20 protein-coding genes and 1 tRNA gene are annotated in these 19,910 nt (G+C 69.8%); 6 read left to right on the forward strand and 15 right to left on the reverse strand.

All coding sequences use genetic code 11. The annotated features are described in order from the left end of the window. Positions 1–63: 63 nt before the first annotated feature. From ACWDU1_RS12530 to ACWDU1_RS12540, 3 genes are all read right to left on the reverse strand, one after another. Positions 64–1,232, reverse strand: a protein-coding gene (locus tag ACWDU1_RS12530; protein WP_449998089.1) for an IS3 family transposase whose coding sequence is annotated in 2 segments (ribosomal slippage) — positions 64–947 and positions 947–1,232 — 1,170 coding nt in all. Because the reading frame shifts where the segments join, the coding sequence is not laid out codon by codon here. A 78-nt stretch (positions 1,233–1,310) separates the two neighbouring features. Then, a complete protein-coding gene (locus ACWDU1_RS12535; RefSeq protein WP_449998091.1) occupies positions 1,311–1,667 on the reverse strand; it encodes a hypothetical protein in 357 nt (118 codons plus the stop codon). 58 nt (positions 1,668–1,725) lie between these two features. After that, a tRNA-Leu gene (locus ACWDU1_RS12540) sits at positions 1,726–1,810 on the reverse strand. Positions 1,811–1,976: 166 nt separating this feature from the next. Here ACWDU1_RS12540 and ACWDU1_RS12545 point away from each other — a divergent pair. Both ACWDU1_RS12545 and ACWDU1_RS12550 read left to right on the forward strand, forming a co-directional pair. After that, positions 1,977–2,792 carry an SDR family oxidoreductase gene (locus ACWDU1_RS12545; protein WP_449998092.1) on the forward strand — a complete coding sequence of 272 codons (816 nt, stop codon included), beginning with the start codon at positions 1,977–1,979 and terminating at the stop codon, positions 2,790–2,792. A 98-nt stretch (positions 2,793–2,890) separates the two neighbouring features. After that, positions 2,891–3,817: a D-isomer specific 2-hydroxyacid dehydrogenase family protein gene (locus ACWDU1_RS12550; RefSeq protein ID WP_449998093.1), complete on the forward strand. Its 927-nt coding sequence runs from the start codon at positions 2,891–2,893 to the stop codon at positions 3,815–3,817. Here the strand turns inward: ACWDU1_RS12550 and ACWDU1_RS12555 are convergent. Next, entirely contained in the window at positions 3,811–4,827 is a 1,017-nt protein-coding gene (locus tag ACWDU1_RS12555) for an Acg family FMN-binding oxidoreductase (protein ID WP_449998095.1), read from the reverse strand. The two genes, ACWDU1_RS12550 and ACWDU1_RS12555, sit on opposite strands and share 7 nt — an antisense overlap. A gap of 451 nt (positions 4,828–5,278) precedes the next feature. On the opposite strand from ACWDU1_RS12555, the gene ACWDU1_RS12560 reads away from it, so the two are divergent. After that, on the forward strand, positions 5,279–6,298 hold the full coding sequence (locus ACWDU1_RS12560; protein ID WP_449998096.1) for a DoxX family protein: 1,020 nt from the start codon (positions 5,279–5,281) through the stop codon (positions 6,296–6,298). A gap of 67 nt (positions 6,299–6,365) precedes the next feature. Here the strand turns inward: ACWDU1_RS12560 and ACWDU1_RS12565 are convergent, their stop codons facing one another. The 10 genes from ACWDU1_RS12565 to ACWDU1_RS12610 all read right to left on the reverse strand — a co-directional run bounded on the left by ACWDU1_RS12565 (position 6,366) and on the right by ACWDU1_RS12610 (position 16,130). Further along, positions 6,366–7,679, reverse strand: a complete 1,314-nt coding sequence (locus ACWDU1_RS12565; protein ID WP_449998098.1) for a cryptochrome/photolyase family protein — start codon at positions 7,677–7,679, stop codon at positions 6,366–6,368. A gap of 19 nt (positions 7,680–7,698) precedes the next feature. Beyond that, positions 7,699–8,070, reverse strand: coding sequence for a VOC family protein (locus tag ACWDU1_RS12570; RefSeq protein ID WP_449998100.1), 372 nt, complete (start codon positions 8,068–8,070; stop codon positions 7,699–7,701). A 167-nt stretch (positions 8,071–8,237) separates the two neighbouring features. Then, positions 8,238–8,735 carry a hypothetical protein gene (locus tag ACWDU1_RS12575; RefSeq protein WP_449998102.1) on the reverse strand — a complete coding sequence of 166 codons (498 nt, stop codon included), beginning with the start codon at positions 8,733–8,735 and terminating at the stop codon, positions 8,238–8,240. Then, entirely contained in the window at positions 8,729–9,379 is a 651-nt protein-coding gene (locus tag ACWDU1_RS12580; RefSeq protein ID WP_449998103.1) for a hypothetical protein, read from the reverse strand. Before ACWDU1_RS12580 ends, ACWDU1_RS12575 begins: the two co-directional genes overlap by 7 nt. Continuing rightward, positions 9,376–9,993, reverse strand: a complete 618-nt coding sequence (locus ACWDU1_RS12585) for a hypothetical protein (RefSeq protein ID WP_449998104.1) — start codon at positions 9,991–9,993, stop codon at positions 9,376–9,378. The genes ACWDU1_RS12580 and ACWDU1_RS12585 overlap by 4 nt, the downstream gene beginning before the upstream one ends. After that, positions 9,990–10,745 carry an ABC transporter ATP-binding protein gene (locus ACWDU1_RS12590; RefSeq protein WP_449998106.1) on the reverse strand — a complete coding sequence of 252 codons (756 nt, stop codon included), beginning with the start codon at positions 10,743–10,745 and terminating at the stop codon, positions 9,990–9,992. The genes ACWDU1_RS12585 and ACWDU1_RS12590 overlap by 4 nt, the downstream gene beginning before the upstream one ends. Beyond that, complete coding sequence (locus ACWDU1_RS12595; RefSeq protein WP_449998108.1) at positions 10,738–11,826, reverse strand: FecCD family ABC transporter permease; 1,089 nt, start codon at positions 11,824–11,826, stop codon at positions 10,738–10,740. Before ACWDU1_RS12595 ends, ACWDU1_RS12590 begins: the two co-directional genes overlap by 8 nt. Continuing rightward, positions 11,807–12,889, reverse strand: coding sequence for an ABC transporter substrate-binding protein (locus tag ACWDU1_RS12600; RefSeq protein ID WP_449998109.1), 1,083 nt, complete (start codon positions 12,887–12,889; stop codon positions 11,807–11,809). The genes ACWDU1_RS12595 and ACWDU1_RS12600 overlap by 20 nt, the downstream gene beginning before the upstream one ends. A 200-nt stretch (positions 12,890–13,089) precedes the next feature. Further along, on the reverse strand, positions 13,090–14,040 hold the full coding sequence (locus ACWDU1_RS12605) for a DMT family transporter (protein WP_449998110.1): 951 nt from the start codon (positions 14,038–14,040) through the stop codon (positions 13,090–13,092). A 32-nt stretch (positions 14,041–14,072) separates the two neighbouring features. Continuing rightward, positions 14,073–16,130, reverse strand: coding sequence for an MMPL family transporter (locus ACWDU1_RS12610; protein WP_449998112.1), 2,058 nt, complete (start codon positions 16,128–16,130; stop codon positions 14,073–14,075). Between the two features lie 68 nt (positions 16,131–16,198). Between ACWDU1_RS12610 and ACWDU1_RS12615 the strand changes: the two genes are divergently transcribed. Then, positions 16,199–16,720 carry a MarR family winged helix-turn-helix transcriptional regulator gene (locus ACWDU1_RS12615; RefSeq protein ID WP_449998114.1) on the forward strand — a complete coding sequence of 174 codons (522 nt, stop codon included), beginning with the start codon at positions 16,199–16,201 and terminating at the stop codon, positions 16,718–16,720. A 77-nt stretch (positions 16,721–16,797) separates the two neighbouring features. Then, positions 16,798–17,127, forward strand: coding sequence for a plasmid stabilization protein (locus ACWDU1_RS12620; protein ID WP_449998116.1), 330 nt, complete (start codon positions 16,798–16,800; stop codon positions 17,125–17,127). Positions 17,128–17,150: 23 nt separating this feature from the next. Here ACWDU1_RS12620 and ACWDU1_RS12625 read toward each other — a convergent pair whose 3' ends face one another. Beyond that, entirely contained in the window at positions 17,151–18,731 is a 1,581-nt protein-coding gene (locus ACWDU1_RS12625) for a Na+/H+ antiporter (protein WP_449998117.1), read from the reverse strand. Positions 18,732–19,078: 347 nt separating this feature from the next. Here ACWDU1_RS12625 and ACWDU1_RS12630 point away from each other — a divergent pair, with 347 nt between their 5' ends. Beyond that, the gene (locus ACWDU1_RS12630) at positions 19,079–19,897 is read left to right on the forward strand and encodes an SCO2524 family protein (protein WP_449998119.1); all 819 of its coding nucleotides are present in this window, start codon (positions 19,079–19,081) and stop codon (positions 19,895–19,897) included. Positions 19,898–19,910 lie beyond the last annotated feature (13 nt).

Raw genomic sequence — 19,910 nt, forward strand, 5'->3', positions numbered from 1 at the left:
GCTCGTCCTGTGCGCCGGCGCCGGGCTGGTCCCGCATATCCCCGGACGGTTTGGGTGTGGTGGCTACGCCGCCGGTTCGGCGGCGGTGTGAGCCAGTTCGTACTGTACGGGGCTGAGCATCCCGATTCTGGAGTGCCGCCGGATCGGGTTGTAGAACGCTTCGATGTAGTCGAAGATCGCGTTCGCCAACTCCTGCCGGGTCATCCAGTGCTGTGTGTCGAGCAGTTCGAGTTGCATTGTGCCGAAGAAGCTTTCGACCATGCTGTTGTCGAAGCAGTCCCCGATCGTTCCCATCGAACCGAGCAGGCCCGCAGTGCGGATACGCTGGCCGAAAGCCCAGCTGGTGTATTGCGCTCCGTGATCGGAATGGGCGATGGTCTGCCCAGCTGGTGGCCGGCGGCGCCAGCGTGCCATGTCGAGGGCATCGCAGACCAGTTCGGCTCGCAGGTGATCGGCGATCGACCAGCCCACGATCCGGCGGGAGAACGCGTCGAGCACAACCGCGCAGTACACCCAGCCCTCACCGGTGCGGTGCTGGGTGACGTCCATGCACCACAACCGGTCCGGGACATCGGCGATGAACCGCCGGTTGACCAGGTCCGGATGTGGATCGGCCCGGGGATCGGCGACCGTGCATCCGCGTCGCCGCCGCCGGAACACACCCTGCAACCCCGCACAGCGCATGAGCCGGGCAACCCGTTTGCGGCCGGTCCGGATACCGAGGCCGAGCCGCAGCTCGGCATGCACTCGTGGCGCACCGTAGGTGCCGCGTGAGGCGGTGTGGATCTCGGTGATCGTCGTGGTCAGCTCGGTATCAGCGCGTGCTCGCGCCGAGGTGCCGCGTTGTTTCCATTCGTAGTACCCGGAGGTCGACACGCCCAGGACACGGCACGACACCGTGACGGGCACGCCGGCTTCGGCCAGTTCGGTGACCACCGGGAACACTATTTTGGGAGGACGTTCTCCCGGGCGAAGTAGGCTGCCGCCTTGCGCAGGACCTCGTTCTCCAGCTCGAGCTGGCGGTTCTTCCGCCGCAACTCGGCCAGTTCCTTACGCTCGACACTGGTCACGCCGTCGCGTTTGCCTTCATCGACCTCGGCGCGGGCGAGCCAGTTCCGCAGACACGACTCGGAGATCCCCAAGCTCTTGGCGACCTGTCCGACCGATTTGTCGCTGGTTCGGGCGAGCTCGATCGCGCGCTGCCGGAACTCCGGCGGGTGTGCTGCAGGCATCCAGACTCCTCTCGGAGGCGAGTATCTCGCCTCACCGTCGGTGTCCGGAAGACCGGGGCAACCTCACACATCGAACACTCACTCACCATGCTCGAACAGGTCCAACCCGACACTGCCCCTGCCTCGGACACCGCACAAAGCACACTCCGAGAACTCGACCAGAAACTGAACAGATACCGCGCCGCACTGGAAGCCGGAACCGACCCGGCTGTGGTTGCGACCTGGATCAAGGAAGTCCAACACCAACGAGAACTCGTCACCGCCCAGATAGCGGCACTGGAAGCCACGCAAGGCACCCAGCGAAAGCTGAGCAAGAAAGAAATAGAACGACAAATTGACGCCTTCGGCGGCCTGACCCCGGTACTCCGCACAGCAGAACCAGGCGAAAAACAGGAGGTATACCGCCGCCTCGGCCTGAAACTCACCTTCGACCACACCACACGGACGGTCGATGCCGAAGCTCTCCCCCAACCGCCCGTGGGCGTAGTGGTCGTGTCCGGAGGGGGACTTGAACCCCCACGCCCGATAAAGGGCACTAGCACCTCAAGCTAGCGCGTCTGCCATTCCGCCACCCGGACCGGTGTGCTCAGCAAGAGTATCGGATCGCGTCACCGGGGCAAAATCGCGGGGTCTACCTGCGGATATTCGCGGAGTCGACGGTCCGGTGCGGCGTTCGTGCCTCGACCGGTCGACCGGTCGGTAGATTGAGGTGCGCAAGGTGACCGATGTGGTGAGGAGTGCCCGGTGGGACGCGATGTGGCGGTTGTTGTCGGGGTCGGCGGTATGGGGCGGGCGATCGCCCGGCGTATCGGGGGCGGGCGGCGGCTGCTGGTCGCCGATTACGACAAGGGCAACCTGGACTCGGTGGTCGAGGTGCTCACCGGGGAGGGGCACGACGTGATCGGTCGGCAGGTGGATGTGTCCGATGCCGGGTCGGTGCGGGCGCTGGCGGGGGCCGCGGCGGAGCTGGGGCGGGTTACGCAGGTCGCGCATACCGCGGGGGTGTCGCCGACACAGGCACCGACGGATGCGGTGCTGGAGGTCGACCTGCTGGGGACCGCGCTGGTGCTGGACGCGTTCGGGGAGGTTGTGGCCGAGGGCGGGGCGGGGGTGGTGATCGCGAGTATGGCGGCGCATCTGGCGCCGCTGCCGGATGATCAGGTGGCGGCGCTGGCGGCTACGCCGGCCGCGGAACTGCTGTCGCTGCCGTTCCTGGACCGCGACGCGCATCCGGGGCTGGCCTACGCGCTGGCCAAACGCGGGAAGTTCGCGCGGGTGCAGGCGGCCGCGGGGGCGTGGGGGCGGCGGGGGGCGCGGGTCAACTCGATCAGCCCGGGAGTTATCTCCACCCCGATGGGGCGTGAGGAGCTGGCGGGTGAGTCCGGCGCCGGGATGCGTGCGATGGTGGAGATGTCGGGGACCGGACGGCTCGGCACTCCGGACGATATCGCCGAGGCGGCGGTCTTCCTGCTCGGGCCGGGGGCGAGTTTCATCACCGGTGTGGACCTGCTGGTCGACGGCGGGGTGGTCGCCGGGGTGCGGGGCGCGGCCTCGGCCTGATCCGGGGAGGGAGAATGCGGTCGTGGACGACGGGGTTCGCAGCCGGTGACAGCACGGCGTTCGCGCGCCGTACGTTTTTCGCGACAAGGAATTGAACTGTGCCCGATACCGCAGCGCCTCGGATTCATCTCGGCCCGGACTACGACTCGACCCTCGCCCGGGGTATCGAACGCGGAGGTGGCGTGCTGGTCCCGCTCGAGCAGGCGGAAGGGCTGGTGTGGGCGGCGGGGCCGGATACCTTTCCGGAACGTCTGCCGGATGCGGTGCGGTGGGTGCAGTTGCCGAGCGCGGGAATCGAGCGGTGGCTGGCGGCGGGGCTCGTCGACGAGCGGCGGGTGTGGACATCGGCGGCGGGGGCGTATGCGCGTAATGTGGCCGAGCACGCGGTGATGCTGCTGCTGGCGGGGGTGCGGGCACTGCCGGGGCAGGCGCGGGCCACCTCGTGGCGGAAGGCGGAATTCGACCCGGCGGTCGGGACGCTGCACGGCGCGACGGTGGCGATCATCGGCTGCGGTGGTATCGGGCGGGCGATGATTCCGCTGCTGACCGCGTTCGGCGCGGAAGTGCTGGCGGTGACCCGGTCGGGTACGCCGGTGCCGGGCGCGGCGGAAACGGTGAGCGCGGACCGGACCGCCGAACTCTGGTCGCGCGCCGATCATTTCGTGGTGGCGGCCCCGGCGACGGCGGAGACCGCGCGGCTGGTGGACGCGGAGGCGCTGGCGGCCATGAAATCGACGGCGTGGGTGGTGAACATCGCGCGGGGATCGCTGATCGATACCGAGGCCCTGGTCGCCGCGCTCCGGGCCGGGACCATCGGCGGGGCGGCACTGGACGTGACCGATCCGGAACCCCTGCCCGACGGCCATCCGCTATGGACATTGCCCCATGCGCTGATCACACCGCATCTGGCCAACCCGGGGACCGGGCTCACCGGATTCCTCGCCGACCATGTGGCGGAGAATGTAGCCCGGTTCGCCGCGGGGCGGACGCTGCTGGCGATCGTCGAGACCGGGCGCGGCTACTGAGCCGATCCCACTTCGGCGCCGGCGCCGACCGGGCGGGCCCCGCAGACCTCGAGAACTTCCGCGACGGGCCGGCGCGGTGTCTCGGCCAGCGGGGCGGCGTCGGCCGGGCTCCAGCCGACACGGACCATGGCCTGCGGATAGGCGCAGTCGTGGAGCAGGCCGGTGCGGATCTGGCCACGCAATTCGGGCAGGCCCAGGGGTTCGGTTTGCAGACTGGTGGCAAGGCCGAGGCCGGTGGCGGTCAGTAGCAGGGCGCTGACCGCTTCCCCGGCGCGCAGCTGAGCGAGGCGGTCGTCGTGGGCGGTGCCGACCACCAGCCACAGGGCCGCGTCGGGCCGGTCGCGCGGGTCGATCAGGGCGGGTTCGGCGAAGGAGCGCACCGGTATCTCGCCCGCCGGGAAGGGGGCGGGCGCGTTACGGGAGGGGACGCCGTCGTGCACGCGGTCGGGGCCACTCCACCGGGCTATCTCGTCCTGGTAGGCCCGGTCGGTGGCGTGCTGGGCGGCGGACCGGCGCATCGGGGCCGCCAGACGGGGCAGGAACTGGTCCGGCACCTGGCGGACCGCCGCCCCGCATGCCGACACCCGCGACGAGATCGCGCGGATATGCCCGGCCGGTACCGGGCGCGGTATGTAATGGCGGCGGTCGGTGCGGCGCAGCAGGATGGCGGCGGCCAACTCGATCTCGTCGTCGGTGGGCGGGCGCCGCGTGGTGGAGAGGGTGGCGAGATGTGTGGGGTCGGCCGGGTCCGGCAGGTACTCGACGGTGCTCGCCCAGCCGGTGGCGGCCAGCGCCACGCGCAGGTGATGGAGGGTGGCGCCGCAGCTGACGATCAGGGAGCGGCGATGCGGGTCGGTGGCGGGGAGGTGACGCGCGGTATCGGCGAAGAGCTGGATGCCGTCCGGCGTGGTTCGCCAGCGCCACGGCTGGGTGTTGTGGACCGACGGCGCGCGAACCGCGAGCCCCAGAGCGGCATCGGTGGCCTCACGATCGGGGACCACGCTGCTCATGTCATGAATCCTTCCGGTTACGTGCGGAAGCGGCGGTTACGCCACTACGGGCAAGCCTCCGTAACGGAGTGATATCGGTGCCGCCTTCGCATAGCCCACCCGGGCGGTAACCGACGTGTTGGTGACCAGGGTAGACATCCGGGCGGTGCTTCGACAGAGAACGACCCGAATCCGCCCGTGCGTGCCGGGGTGGAGTGACGACACGGATGCCGAAACCCCAACGGATCCCGCGGTTTCTGCCGACCGGCGGTGGCCGGGCCGCAGGTGTGAGATCGGCCATGGTGAGCCATGCCATGACCACGTGGGCGGGCGGGGCCCCGTTATCCGTGCGCGACACGGGCGGACGCGGACCGTTTCCCGCGCCGAAAGCGGGGTAGATCGCCAGTAGTCTGGGTCACTGCCCCTGGTGACCTGCTGCTGATGCGTTACACCGAGGAAAGGGATGCACACCATGCTGATACGTCGGCTTGCCCGCCCCCTGCTGGCGAGTACGTTCGTCGCGAACGGAGTCGAAACCCTGATGCATCCGCAGTCGCGGGTCGAGGAGGCTTCGAACCTGGTGCAGAAGGGGCAGGAGACGCTGCCGTCGAATATCGCGGGCTCCCTGCCCTCCGATCCCGACATCCTGGTCAAGGTCACCGCCGCCGTCCAGATCGCGGGCGGCACCCTGCTCGCGCTGGGTAAGGCGCCGCGTCCGGCGGCGCTGGCACTGGCCGCGACGGTGGTGCCCGCGACGGTCACCGAACAGAACTTCTGGGCCGAGACCGACCCCGCGCGCAAGGCGGCTAAGCGGACGGCCTTCCTGAAGGATATGAGCCTGCTGGGCGGGCTCATGATCGCGGCGGCCGATACCGCCGGGAAGCCGTCGCTGGGGTGGCGGGGGCGGCGCGCGGCCAAACGGGCCCGGGCCGGGGTCAGCGGCGCGCTGCCGCTGGGCGGCTCCGACCGCGGCGCCACCACCGAGGCGGTGCGCACCCAGTTGCACGCGGCCGCCGAGCGCGGCCAGGATCTGGCGGGTACGGCGGCCGACAAGGGCGCCGAACTCGCGGAGACCGTGCGGCGGCGGGGTCCGGGCTGGGCGGAGGCGGCCAAGCACCGCGGCTCGGAATGGGCGGATATCGCGAAGCATCGCGGGGCCGAACTCGCCGAAACCGCGCAGGACCGGGGTCCGGTGTGGGCCGAGACGGCTCGTAACCGCGCCGCGGAACTCGCCGACTACACCAAGCACCGCGGCGGCGAGCTCGCCGATTACACCAGGCACCGTGGCAGTGAGCTGGCCGAAACCGCCCAGGCCCGCGGCCCGGAGCTGGCCGAAGCCGCCAAGCATCGCGCCGCCGAGCTGGCCGACTACACCAAGCACCGCGGTGGCGAGCTCGCGGACTACACCAAGAGTCGCGGCGGCGAACTGGGGGCCGCGGCCGAAGGTAAGCGCGCCCAGCTGGCGAAGGCGTATCGCGCCAAGACCCGCTGAGAGTCGTTCGCGCACAAACGTCTACGGGCCCGGGATTCCCGGGCCCGTAGACGTTTGGCAGTGAGTACTACATCCCGGGCACTTCGATGATCGGTGCCGGATAATCGACACCGTCGAGGCGCCACGGCCGGTGCACCGCCCGGCCCTCGATCTCGGCCAGTTCGGGCACCCAGCGCCGTACGTACGCGCCGTCGGGGTCGTATCGTTCGGCCTGGCGCAGCGGGTTCAGCACGCGGTTCGGGCGGGTGTCGTTGCCGGTGCCCGCGACCCACTGCCAGTTCAGCTGGTTGTTCGCCATATCCGCGTCGACCAGCCAGTAGAGGAAGTGGCGCGCACCGGCCCGCCAATCCACCCGCAGGGATTTCGCGAGGAAACTCGCGGTGATCAGCCGGGCGCGGTTGTGCATCCAGCCCTGCTCCCGCAACTGCCGCATACCGGCGTCCACGATCGGGAACCCGGTGCGGCCTTCGGTCCAGGCCCGCACCGCCTGGGCGTCGTCGCGCCACCGGATCGCGCGATCGCGGTAGTCGTGCCAGGTGGCGTCGGGGCGGGCCGCGAGCACCTGATGGTGGAAATCGCGCCAGGCCAGCTGCCGGACGAACGCGGCACCGCCCTCGGTGCCCTCGTCCACCCGGCGGACCAGTTCCCCGGGTGAGAGGCAGCCGAAATGCAGATAGGGCGACAGGTGCGAGGTGGCGTCGGCGGCCAGGTCGTCACCGGTGCGGGAGTATTCGGCGACACCGCCGGACGCCCAGTCGCGCACCATTTTCCGGGCGGTGGTCTCACCGCCGCTCGCCAGCCCGGGCGAGGGCGGCTCGGTGGTGAGATCGCCGGGAGCGGGCAGCGAACCGGCCGCGATACGCGGTAACCGCAGTTCGCGGGGCGCGCGCAACGCCGGTCGCCGGTCGGCCTCGAGCCAGCGCCGGTGATATGGGGTGAACACCGCGAAATGATCCCGGTCGGCCGGCAGGATCGCACCGGGTGCCACCACGGTGAGCGAGGCGGGGTGGACCCGCAACTCACGCCTGTCGGCGGCCAGGCGGTCGCGCAGGCGCCGCTCGCGGCCGGTGCTGTAGGCGCTCACGTCGGCGGCGATATGCACCACCGCGGCATCGGTTTCGGCCGCGACCCGCGCCACTTCCGCCACCACGTCGCCGCGCCGCAGCACCAGGCGCCCGCCGATATCGCGCAGTTCGCCATCCAGTTCACCCAGCGCGGCCGCCAGGAAATGCGCGCGGTTGGGCGGGCATCCGCTCAGTATCGCGTCGTCGAGGACGAACAGCGGCACCATCGTGGCACCCTCGCGGTGCGCGGCGGTGAGCACCGGATTGTCGTGCACCCGCAGGTCGCGGGTGAACAGGGCGATCGCGTTCGCGCTCACGCGGTCCGCGCCGGCCGGCTCATGTGAACCAGACCAGGCAGAAGGTGTGACCCACCGGATCGGTGTAGACCCGGAAACCTTCGGCCGCCTCCACGAAGTTCGCGCCCAGGGCGAGGACGGCGGGTTCGGCGATCTCGACATCGCTGACGAGGATGTCGAGATGTAGTTGCTGGGATCCCGTGGGGTCCGGGAAGAGCGGCGGCCGGTACTCCGGTGAGAGCTGGAAGGCTATCCGCCGGCCCTGCGGGTCGACCATCGCGACCCAGGTGTCGTCGCTTTCCTCCCGTACCACTTCCCCGCCGAGCAGCCCGAGATAGAACTCGGACAGTTTCCACGGGTCCGGGCAGTCCAGGACGACTGTCCGCAACCCTTCGACACCTTCGGCCGCCATAACCGGCTCCTCCTTCGGCACATGATCCGACGATGAGGAGCGCGTACCCGGCCGCGGCAGGCGGAAAACACCTGACCGGCCCGGGCGGTCCCACCGCCGGGTCCCCCGAGTGTTCAGGGCCTTTCCGACAGTAGACCGGGGACCGGCGTGACGGCGGTGTGATCGGGTCAGCGTGTCGGCGCCTCCTCGTAGACGCCGCCGACGGGCCCGGCGAGCAGTCGTGCGGTCATCTCCGATTTCAGCACCCGTAGCCGCGCGTCGTCGGCGGCGGTGCGGTCGGTGCGGGCGCCGAGCGCGATGAACTCCGCGGTGACGAATCCGGCGTCGCGCAGGCGCAGGGTCACCGTGGTGTCGCGGTGGGTGAATTCCCAGACGTAGCGGGCGAGGGTGGTGCCACGGTCCGGTGCGGCGAGGGCCGGGTCGACGGTGAAGCGGCCGCCGGTCACCGCGCGCAACGCCATTTCCACCGCGTCGCGGCCGCCTGGTCCGGGGAAGGCGGTGCGTACGGTGACCTCCCGGCGCTCGACCTCGCCGAGCAGGGAGACCGCGTGCCGCATGGCGCAGTACGCGTGGGCGACGCCGCCGGGGAATTCGGTGCCGTGGTACTTCATCAAGTCGTCGAACGAGAATTCGAGCGGCGTGCCCGATTCGTGAACGGTCAGCATGGGTTCCTACTTCCGGAGACGGCCCAGCGCAGGGCCGAGTAGAGCAGTTGGGTGGCGCCGGGCATGAAGCCGGAGCCGTGGTGGTAGACGGGATCCATCGTGGTCACCAGCAGACGGCCGGGCGTGGTGGTCTCGTCGAGATAGAGGATCGAGCCGTCGCGTTCACCGGCTTCGGTGTAGAGGTCGACCAGGCCGACCGCGCCCTCCGGAGGTTCCAGGACTCCGTGGTAGTGCCAGATAACGGACCGGTGCGAGAAGTACCGCCAGGCCGGATGCCCGGCCGCGCACGTCCGCAGCCGGTGGTCCTCGCCGGTGCGCCACCACCAGAACACGGTGGGCCGGCTCTGTTCCCGGACCCCGGGCAACCAGTCGCCGCTGGAATTCTCCCCGAAGACGAGGACCGTCGCGCCGCCGTGCAGTCGCTCCAGGATCGATTCCGCCCACGGGAGCAGCAGATCGGGCCGCAGACGGTCGGAGACCACGACGACATCCGAACCGGCGAGGTCGCCGGGGTCGGCGGTGCGGATGTGGACCGGCCGGAGCCGGTACGGCGCGAGCGCCGGGTCCGCGAGGGTCGCCAGCTGGGCATGGCTGCCGCCGTGCAGGAAGACGATATCGGTCGCGGTATCGGCGGTTTCGGTCATCGGCCCGCCAGCCAGTGCACGATCTGCGGACCCAGCCGGGCGGTGCCGCGGTCGGCGGCGGCGAACTGCAGCAGATCGTTGCCGCCGTGCACCAGCACACGTCCCGCGCCCAGCGGATAGTCGTAGTCGATGGGCGCGGCGGTGGGACCGACCGTATGCACGATCCGCGCTCCGGCGGGCAGGCCGAGGTAGTACCCGCGACCGTAGAACCCGGCGACGCCGATCCGTTCCAGTTCCTCGAACGGCAGCGGGCCCGGCGTCCCGGTGTTGTAGAGGAACGCCAGCGGATCGGTGCCCGCCCAGACCGGATGTTCGGTGTGGCGGGTCAGTACCAGGTCCCCGGGGTTTCGGAAGTCGAGTCTGCGCCACCGGGTGAGGCCCGCGAGGAAGATCCGCTGGACGTGGCCGTTGACCAGGACGCGCCCGCCACCGGTGACGAATGCGTCCAGCAGCGGGCGTTGTTCGACGAGATACTCCTGATCCACGTCGCCGGTGAAGTAGATACCGGTGACCTCTCCGGTACATACGCGAGGCAGGTCGTACACGTCGATCTCGTGGAAACCGCCGGACACGCCGCCGTCGCGGGGCGCCATCACCGCTTTCAGCACCGTCACGCGATACCCCGCCCGAAGTCGGGGACGGTGAGCCGCCGCACGGCACTGGGGGTTTCCACATCGGCGGTGACGATCGGCACGCCGTACATCCGCGAGAGCAGTTCGTCGGTGAGCAGTTCCCGGGTGGGGCCGACACGCTGGTCGTCGGCGTCGACCATCAGCATGGACCGTTCCGCCACATGCAACGCGTGATCGGGGTGGTGGGTGGTCATCACCACCGCCATTCCTTCGTCGGCCAGGGCGCGCAGCACGATCAGCACCTGGGCCTGGTTGCGCAGGTCCAGCGCCGAGGCGGGCTCGTCGAGCACGATGGTGTCGCAGTCGGAGACCAGGGCCCGCGCGATGAGTACGAGCTGACGTTCGCCACCGCTGAGCCCCGTGTATTCGCGTCCGGCGAGATGGCTCGCACCGACTCGCCGCAGGGCCTCCCGGGCGGCGGCCCGGTCGGCCGCCGAGGGGGTGCTGTACATCTTCACGGTCCGGGCCCGGCCCATCAGCACGATATCCAGCACCGAGAACGAGAACACCACCGAATGGCTCTGCGGCACATAGCCCACCCGGCCGCGTATCTCGACCGAGCCCGCGACCGGCCGGTGAATACCGGCCAGGCATTTGAGCATGGTGGTCTTACCGCGCGCGTTCGGCCCGAGAACGGCCAGCACCTCGCCGGCCGCGACCCGCACCGAGACATCGCGGAAGATCCACGGCCCCTTGGCCGAATAACGGAACGACAGTGATCGGGCCTCAAGCATCGGAACCCCACAGACGTGACCGGTTGCGGATCAGCAGCAGTACGAAGAACGGGGCGCCGATGATGGCGGTGAGGATCCCGATGGGGATCTCGGCCGTGGTCAGGCTCCGGGAGAGCGTATCGATCACGGTGAGATATGTGGCGCCGAGCAGCGCGCTGACCGGCAGCACCATCCGGTTGTCGGTCCCGACCATCATGCGCACCAGATGCGGGACCACCAGGCCCACCCAGCCGACCACTCCCGCGACCGATACCGACCCGGCCGTGATCAGGGCGACGCACACCAGCAGCAGGTTGCGCAGCCGGCGCGGGTTCACTCCGAGCGCGGTCGCATCCTCGTCACCCATCGACAGGATGTTGAGCCGCCAGCGTAACGCCAGGATCACCACCCCCGCGAGCAGGATGGGCACGGCGGCGGTGAGCACTTTGGTGTAGCTCGCCGTCGCCAGTGATCCCATGAGCCAGAACACGATCGAGGGCAGTTCGCTGTAGGGATCGGCGATATAGGTGATGAACGAGACCATGGCCTGGAACATCGCCCCGACCACGGTGCCGCCGAGGATGATCATCAGCAGCGGCGCCCCCGGCACCGCCCGCGCGATGGACACCACCAGGATCAAGGCGAGGATTCCGCCCGCGAACGCGCCACCCACCAGCGCGGCGCCGCCGAACCCGGCCAGCAGGATCAGTACGCCGCCGAACGACGCCCCCGAGGAGACGCCCAGCACCTGGGCGCTGGCCAGCGGGTTGCGGAACACCGCCTGCATCACGGCGCCGCCGACCGCCAGGCCCGCGCCGAGCAGCAGCGACAGCAGCACCCGCGGCAGTCGCACATCGAGAACCACGGTGCCTTCCTGCGGATACCAGGTCCGCTCCAGCGGCAGGAACTGCCCGAGCAGAATGCGCACGATCTCGTTGGGCGGCACCGTGTAGCGGCCGATCGCGAGGGCGCCGATCGCCACGACGAGCAGGAGCGCGGTGAAACCGAGCAGGATCAGGACTGTGCGGCCGGGCCCCCGGCGGCGCGGCCCGGCGTCCTCCGGAGCCGCGACCGCCGGACGGTCAACGGAGGAACTGGTCATAACCCGCGGCATCCCGGTTCATATCGAAACGCAGCACCTGGTCGATCTCCGCTTCGGAGATGTCGTAGGCGAACAGATCGTCGAACGCGGCCCGGATATCGTCGCGCAGGGCGCCGTCGCGCGCCGCGGGGTAGAGGATCTTGTGCATCCACTGCCACATCAGCGGCGATTCCGCGCTGGGCACCTGCCACCGGTACCCGCCCAGCGGCGTCTTGTACACGCGCTTGTTCTGGACCGCGCTCACACTGGCCAGCCGCGGGTCGGCGTAGATATCGGCGGGTGTGCTCTCGTCGAACCCGCTGAGCATGATGACCTCGGGATTCCAGGCCAGGATCTGCTCCGGGCTCACCTGGCCGGATTCGGAGGTGAAGCCCTTGGTGACCAGTTCGGCGCCGACGAGGTCGAACTGGAATCCGTCGTAACCCTTCGCGCTGGTGGTGCTGTAGGTATCGCCGGTGCGCGACAGGATCATCGCGCGCGGACGGGGCGCGGTCTGCGCCGCGACCTCGGCGCGCATGGCCGCCTTTTCATCGCGCTGCCAGTCGACGAGGTGCTGTCCGCGTTCGGGTTTGCCCGCGATCTGCGCGAACATGGTGATCCAGGTTTCGAGGTCTTCCTGGGTGCCGTATTCGAGCCCGGCCACGGGGAAGCCCGCGGATTCGATCGGCGCGGTCACGTCGGTGCCCCGATCGCCCCACTGCACGACCACATCGGGGTCGAGTTCGAGCAGGGTCTCGACATTCGGCATGAAGTCGTTGCCCGCCACGACCGCGGATTTCGCGGATTCCGGGAACATGGTCGCGAACATGCCGCCCTGATTGGCGACCAGGGTCGAGCGGTTGATACCGACGATCCGGTCGTAGCCACGGTCGACCGCGGCGAAGATCGAGGGCGCGGGCATCACGGCGAAGGCAACTCTCTCGGCGGGGCCGTCCAGGGTGACGGTCTGCCCACGCTGATCGACGAAGGACACCGCCGCGGCGGCGGCGGCCGTCTCGGATTGCGCTTCCCGCGTGGAACATCCGGCGGTCAGTGTCAGGGCGCCGATCAGGCCCGCGACCATCCAACGCCGGGACGGGCCCGTCCGTGTTCTCCGTGGTGCCCGCGTCGCGTTCACTCTCATGCGCCGTACCGTCCTGCCTGTGAATCCGTATACAACGGACACAGGTTAGCCTTACCTACTTCGCAAGTGTCAACGGGGGTTGTTTCACACCGCGGCGGCATACCGTTCGGTCTCGAGCGGTCCGATGAACTCGACAGCGACTATCGCTGCAGGTCAACGTCTTTCGACTCGGCGGTGAGATCCGGAGCGTTCCGTGCGGCCCGGCCCCGGAACCCGGACAATCCGCCGCGGCTGATCGCCACACCCGTCAGGCAGAGCACACCGCCGGCGAGTGCCGGCGCGGTCGGGAACTCCCCCAATGCCGCCCACGCCATCAGGATCACCAGGGCCGGTACCGCGTAGGTGGTCGCGCCGACCTGGCCGGCCGTCATCCGAGCCAGCGCGTAGGCCCAGGTCGTGAACGCGACGGCGGTCGGGAAGACACCGAGATAGATCAGGCTCAGGGTCGCCGGGAGCGGCGCCGCGGCCACCTCCCCGGCCAACTGCCACGAGAAGGGCAGGCAGGCCAGCGTTCCCACCACACACCCGCCGGTGGTCACCTGCAGTGCCGACGCGTGCGCGAGAGCGGGCTTCTGCACGATCGCCGAGATCGCCCAGGCCGCGGCGGCGACCACGCACAACACGACACCCAGCACCGTCGCCGCGCCGTCGGAACCGGCCAGTCCCACCACCGCCGCGCCGGTGAAGGATACGGCTATCCCGACCATCAGCCGGCCGGGGAAGCCTTCGCCCAGCAGCAGTCCGCCCAGCAGTGCGATGAGCACCGGTCCGATATTGATAACCAGGGCCGCGGTACCGGCGTCCACCAGCTGTTCCGCCCAGTTCAACGCCACCATGTACAGCGCGAACCACAGCACGCCGGAAATACCGATGGCCCGCCACGTACGGCGTGGGGGCACGCCGGCCCCGGTCAGCGCGCACAGCGCGACCAGCACCACCGCACCGGAGGCGAGCCGCCCGAGCGCCAGCGCCCCGGGTGAGAAATGCTCACCCGCGGCCCGGATGAAGACGAATGCCGACGCCCACAATGTCACCGTCACCGCCGCGGCGGCCGCCGCGCGGCCGGGCCCGCTCCGATCCACCAGATCCATGGCCCGACCCTAGGCCGCGGACGCCCCCGGTATCACGCGGTTTTCGGTCGTTCCGTTTCCTCGCGGGCGAGCGCGCTCGGCCACCACACCTTCGGGCCGACCACGGCGAACAGCGCCGGGATCACCACCGTCCGCACCAGGAACGTGTCCAGCACGATGCCGATACCGACGATGATGCCGAGCTGGGTGAGCGTGATCAGCGGTAATACGCCCAGCACGCAGAACACCGCGGCCAGCACGATACCGGCACTGGTGATCACCGCGCCGGTGGCGGCGACGGCCCGTACCATCCCATCCACTGTCCCCCGTCCCGGTGTCTCCTCCCGGGCCCGGGTGACCAGGAAGATCGTGTAGTCGACGCCGAGCGCCACCAGGAACAGGAACGCGAACAGCGGGACCGTCGTATCCAGCGCCGGGAATCCGAACAGATGGGTGCCCACCAGGCTGCCCAGGCCGAGCGCGGCCAGCGCGCTCAGCACCGTGACGCCGATGAGCAGCAGCGCGGCGGGTACCGCCCGCAACAGGATCAGCAGGATCGCGAAGACGACCACGAGAATGAGCGGAATCACGAGCAACTGGTCGTGCCGGGCCGCGTCGCGGGTATCGAGGGCCTGGGCATCACTGCCGCCCACCAGCGCCGCCGCGTCCGGCACCCCGGCCAGCCCGTCGCGCAGTTGACCGACGGTGACGTAGGCCTGCTCCGATTCCGGTGCGGCGTCGAGGGTCACCAGCCACCGGTCCATTCCGGCATGGCTACCGGCCCGGGTCACACCCGAGGTACCCGGCGTGCCCTCCAGCACCGGACGCACCGCGTCCGCGGTGCCCTGGCGGGCCAGGACGACCGTCGGATCGGAAGAGCCCGATGGGAAGTGCGCGGCCAGCGTATCGAGCCCGTCGACCGATTCGGCCTCCACCCGGAACTGTTCGGTCTGCGACAGCCCGATGGTGACCCCGGCCAATCCCGCGGCACACCCGGCCAGCGCCACGATCGCCACGGCCGCCACCGTGACCGGCCGCGCCACCACCGCGGTCGCGATCCGGTGCCACACACCCTGTTCGGTCGGATCGTCATCGCTGACCCGCGGAACGAACGGCCAGAAGATGCGCCGGCCGCAGAGCGCCAGCGCCGGCGGCAATGCCACCAGGACGAACACCACGGCCACCAGTAGCCCGGCGGCGGCCATGAGCCCCAGGGAGCGGGTGTTGGGCAGGGTCGCGAGCAACAGCGTGCACAGCGCGAGGACGACGGTGACATTGCTGGCCAGCACCGCCGGCCCGGCGCGGCGCACCGCCTCGCGCAGCGCGTCCCGATGCGCGGCGTGCCGGTGCAGTTCGTCGCGATAGCGCGAGACCAGCAACAACGCGTAGTTCGTGCCCGCGCCGAAGACCAGCACGCTGGTGATACCGGAGGTGGAACCGTCGAAACTCAGGTCGGTCAGGCGGGCGAGAGCGGTTCCGGTGCTGGTGGCGGTCCGATCCGCCAGGCCGATCACGAGCAGCGGAACCAGCCACAGCACCGGCGAACGATAGGTGACGATCAGCAGGATCGCGACCACCAGAGCGGTCACCGCCAGCAGGGTCACATCCGCGCCCGCGAAGGAGTCGGCGATATCGGCGCCGAAGGCCGGGCCGCCGGTGATCTGCACGGTCAGCCCCGGCGGCGCCTGGGCGCCGGCGGTCTCCCGCAGGCGGCTCACCTCCTCGGTGAGCGCCTCGCCGCTCAGGTCGGCCGAGACGTTCGCCCGGCCCAGGGCCGCCTTACCGTCGGGCGAGACGATGAGGCCGGGACTGCCGCCGATCCGGCCCACCGCCGCACCCGCCGCGGTCTCGTCGGCCGCGGAGAGTTGCGCGCCGTCGGTACGGGTGAGCACCAGGATCACCGGCGCGTCCGAACCACCCGGGAATTCGGCGACCGCGGCCTTGACCCGCGCCGACTCCGAATCCGGAGGTAGCGAGGTGGGCGCCCGCCCGGCATCGTCGTTCGCGCCGGTTCCGAGAATCACCCCGCAGGCGGCGACGAGTACGGCCAGCAGCAACCACCAGGAGCGGCGACCGGTGACCAGTGCGGCATAGCGATCCCACGCATTCACGCCGCGACTATTTCAGAAACTTAAATAAACCGCAACCGCCGCCTACACTGATCGAGCGAACAGGAAGGATGCCGAGGGTGACAGCACCGGAGGACGCGGCGGACCGCGCCGCGCGCGACCGCGCGGAAACCGATATCGCCGCCGATATCCGGGCGCTCACCGCGATATCCGAGCAGATCGGGCATCTCTTCGCCCATGCCCACGAACTGCGCGCCAACGATTTCCGCGCCCTGATGCATATCGCCACCGCCGACGCCGAGGGCCGGCCCCTCACCGCGGGCGGGCTGCGCGAACTGATGGGCCTCTCCCCCGCCGCCATCACCTATCTGGTCGAACGGATGATCGCCTCCGGCCATATCGGACGCGAAACCGATCCCGGCGACCGCCGGCGGGTGCTGCTGCACTATTCGGACCGCGGTATGGCGGTGGCGGGCGAATTCTTCCATCCGATCGGCCGCCGGACCCGGGCGGCGATGGCGGCGCTGCCGACCGCCGACCTCGCCGCCGCGCACCGCGTGCTGAGCACCGTGGTGGGGGCGCTGCGGGAACACCACGCGGCCCTGACCCCGGAACGGATCGAGGGCGGGTAAGCGGCCGAGGACCTGGATAGGGCCGCCGCTGATTGAACCCATCGCACCCGGGTACGCGCCCTCGAAGGAGGTGTGTCATGCCGAAGGAATGGACCGGCAAACAGGAACGGCAGTACGAGCACATCAAGGATTCGGCGCGGGAACGCGGCGCCGGCACCGGACGCGCGAAGGAGATCGCGGCGCGCACCGTCAACAAGAACCGGGCGCAGGCCGGGCAAACCCGGACCGCCAGCCGGACCTCCACCCGCGATATCTCCCCGCAGCGCCGGGGCGGGCAGCGGTCCGGTACCAGCGGGCCGAAGGGCCTCACCCGCGATCAGCTCTACAACGAGGCCCGGCAGCGCAATATCGCGGGCCGTTCCAAGATGAACAAGAGCCAGTTGGCGCGCGCGCTGGGAAAGTCGTGACCGGCTGACCGATCCGGCGCGTTTCAGCGCCGGGGCCCGAGGTCCAGACGCCGGGTCACCCGGTCGACCAGATCGGGTGGCATCCCGGGTTCACGGCGTGCCGCCAACGCCTCGCGCCGCCCCGCGTCCAGGATCTCGGCCCGGATGCGTTTGACCTTCGCGGCCATCCGCGCGTCCCGTTCGGCCTGCTGACGCGCTTCGTCGTCCGCGGCCTCCGGATCCGCCCGGGCCGTCCGCCGGCGCACGCCCTCGCGCAGCCGCTCGTAGAGTTCTTCCGGGATGTGCTCGGTACCGGCGAGTTCCTTGAGACGCGCCAGTTCCGCGTCCACGACCCGCTCCCACAACCGCCGTTCGAGCCGGCGTTCGGCGCTGGTATCGGCCCGCACCCCGGTGAGCCGCACGATCAGCGGCAGGGTCGGCCCCTGGATCAGCAGGGTGAACAGTACGACCGCGAAGGCGGTGAACAGGATCTCGGTGCGCCCCGGGAAGTCCGCGCCCGCCTCGGTGAGCAGCGGAATGGCGAGCGCGAGTGCCACCGTGGCGACCCCGCGCATACCGGTCCACCAGGTGACCACGGTTTCGCGCCAGGTATGCGGTTCGTCGGCGTCCTCGTCACCCCAGAATTTCAGGCGTACCCACCAGGTGGTGAGCAGCCAGACCAGGCGTAGTCCCACCACCACACCCACCACCGCGGCGGCACCGCCGAGCAACTGCGGCCAGCCGGGCCCGGTGGCCTGGAGTACCACGCTCAGCTCCAGCCCGATCAGCCCGAAGGCGAAACCACTGATCAGCAGTTCGGTGATATCCCAGAACGAATCGCCCACCATCCGGTACTCGGCGTCGCCGAACTCGGTGGCCGCGTCGGTGAGGTAGAGCGCGCAGACCAGCACCGCGAGCACGCCCGATCCGCCCCATGCCTCGGCCAGCCCGAAGGCGGCGAAGGGCAGCAGCAGGCTCAGCGCCACCTGCCACGCCGCCTCTTCCAGATACCGGGTGAGCTTGCTGCCCGCCCGCCCCAGCAACAGTCCGACCAGCACGGCGACCACCGCCGAGACCACGAATTCCACCGCCGCGCGCGGCGCCGAGAAATGCCCGGTGACCACGGCCTGGATCGCGACCGTGTAGATGACGATGGCGGTCACATCGTTGAACAGGCCCTCACCGCCGAGCACCACGACGAGCCGTCGCGGCAGCCCCAGCCGGCTCGCCATCGCGGTGGCCGCCACCGGATCCGGCGGGGCCACGATCGCGCCCAGGACCACGGCCGCGGCGACCGGCAGCGCCGGGTACCAGGCGTGGAACACCGCCGCCACCGCGACCGTGGTCACCGCGACCAGCCCCACCGCGCGCAGCACGATGGGTTCCCAGTTCTCCGCGAACTGGCGCCACGAGGTGCGGCGCGCGGCTGCGTAGAGCAGCGGGGGCAGGACCAGCGGCAGGATCAGGTCCGGCGGGACCCGGATCTCCGGTACGAAGGGCAGCAGGGCCAGGGCACAACCGAACAGGGTCATCAGCACCGCCGAGGCCACCCCGAGCCGGCGGCCGAGGGCTTCGGCCAGCACCGCGGCGAACAGGATGACGAACATCAGCACCAACTGGTCCATGACCGTCCAGTCTCCGATGCCGAGGCCTCGGTGTCGCCGCGCAATGCCGCACACCTACCGATTCGACCCCGATCCGGTCCCGGACCCGGCCCGTCGGCACACCCCACGGTGGTATCGAGAGCCATGCGGCGACTTCCTGGTGAACGGCCCGGACGAACCGCCGCGCCACCGGGCAGGCGGATATGCCACCTACGTCAAGGCCCCGACTTCTGTAACAGATTGGCCCACAGGCAATCTCAGGGCAAATGCCGAACTTCACGTTTGCTTGGCTTTGCGAACGAACTCGGGGCACACTTTAGGAACGACGTCCGGTGTGCCGATCGGACTCGGGGGCGAGGACAGCGACTATGAGAATTAGGCCGCGGCAACAGCTGCTGGACCTGTGGCGGGCCGTATTGGCCTGTTCCTACCGCGACGAGAAATGGACCTGGGGCGGCCGCGACGGCTCCAACTCCATCAGTGACGCCGAGCAGTTGCTGTGCCTGCTGTATCCGGCTACCGAACTCGCCGCCTTCGCCCTCGATCAGCCCAACGATATGGCCAACGACGCCCGCCTGGCGCTGGAGCCCTTCGGTGAGGAGACCCGGATCGGCGGTGTAGTCGTCGGCCTGCTCGAGGATTATCTGAACCGCTATTCCGATTCCGACGGTCATCCGGTGTTCGCGGCGGGCAGTTATCTGGACACGGCCGACGACCGACCGCTCAGCGCCGGTCAGCACGATTTGGAAGTCGTCGATTCCTATTCGATGTCGCTGAGCCTGTGCATCGCCGCACTGCGGTTCCTGCGCGGATTCCAGCGTTTCGTCGGCGGTGAGGTCCGGCGTGAGGCCCGCCAGCTCAACGAACGGATACCGCCGCTGATCGACGCGGTCGGGCTGCGGCTCACCGGCGCCATGGCCGGACTGGTCCGGAGTTTCGTGATCCACACCCCCGAACCGAGATCCGCGGCAGGCCGCGCCATCCTGCATATCCTCAATCAGAACGGTGAGCCCACCGACGAAGTCACCCGGCGCCTGTCGGCTCGCCTGGAGCGGTTGCGGGTACAGGCCGCGAACGAGGTCCGGCTGAGTCAGTCCACCGAGGTCGACGTCGCCGACGACGAACGACTCTTCGAATGCGGGTGGGGCTGGGGAATCGTCCGGACCGCCGAACCCATCGAGATCTGAAGAGCGTCGGGTA

Source organism: Nocardia sp. NPDC003345, from assembly GCF_053589395.1.

Excerpts from the sequence above, each read along its gene's own strand:
- ACWDU1_RS12625 (WP_449998117.1), bottom strand. The coding sequence starts at position 18,731 with ATGGACCAGTTGGTGCTGATGTTCGTCATCCTGTTCGCCGCGGTGCTG.
- ACWDU1_RS12630 (WP_449998119.1), top strand. The coding sequence starts at position 19,079 with ATGAGAATTAGGCCGCGGCAACAGCTGCTGGACCTGTGGCGGGCCGTA.
- ACWDU1_RS12570 (WP_449998100.1), bottom strand. The coding sequence starts at position 8,070 with ATGGCGGCCGAAGGTGTCGAAGGGTTGCGGACAGTCGTCCTGGACTGC.
- ACWDU1_RS12620 (WP_449998116.1), top strand. The coding sequence starts at position 16,798 with ATGCCGAAGGAATGGACCGGCAAACAGGAACGGCAGTACGAGCACATC.
- ACWDU1_RS12575 (WP_449998102.1), bottom strand. The coding sequence starts at position 8,735 with ATGCTGACCGTTCACGAATCGGGCACGCCGCTCGAATTCTCGTTCGAC.
- ACWDU1_RS12580 (WP_449998103.1), bottom strand. The coding sequence starts at position 9,379 with ATGACCGAAACCGCCGATACCGCGACCGATATCGTCTTCCTGCACGGC.
- ACWDU1_RS12555 (WP_449998095.1), bottom strand. The coding sequence starts at position 4,827 with ATGAGCAGCGTGGTCCCCGATCGTGAGGCCACCGATGCCGCTCTGGGG.
- ACWDU1_RS12615 (WP_449998114.1), top strand. The coding sequence starts at position 16,199 with ATGCCGAGGGTGACAGCACCGGAGGACGCGGCGGACCGCGCCGCGCGC.
- ACWDU1_RS12560 (WP_449998096.1), top strand. The coding sequence starts at position 5,279 with ATGCTGATACGTCGGCTTGCCCGCCCCCTGCTGGCGAGTACGTTCGTC.
- ACWDU1_RS12590 (WP_449998106.1), bottom strand. The coding sequence starts at position 10,745 with ATGCTTGAGGCCCGATCACTGTCGTTCCGTTATTCGGCCAAGGGGCCG.
- ACWDU1_RS12595 (WP_449998108.1), bottom strand. The coding sequence starts at position 11,826 with ATGACCAGTTCCTCCGTTGACCGTCCGGCGGTCGCGGCTCCGGAGGAC.
- ACWDU1_RS12605 (WP_449998110.1), bottom strand. The coding sequence starts at position 14,040 with ATGGATCTGGTGGATCGGAGCGGGCCCGGCCGCGCGGCGGCCGCCGCG.
- ACWDU1_RS12600 (WP_449998109.1), bottom strand. The coding sequence starts at position 12,889 with ATGGTCGCGGGCCTGATCGGCGCCCTGACACTGACCGCCGGATGTTCC.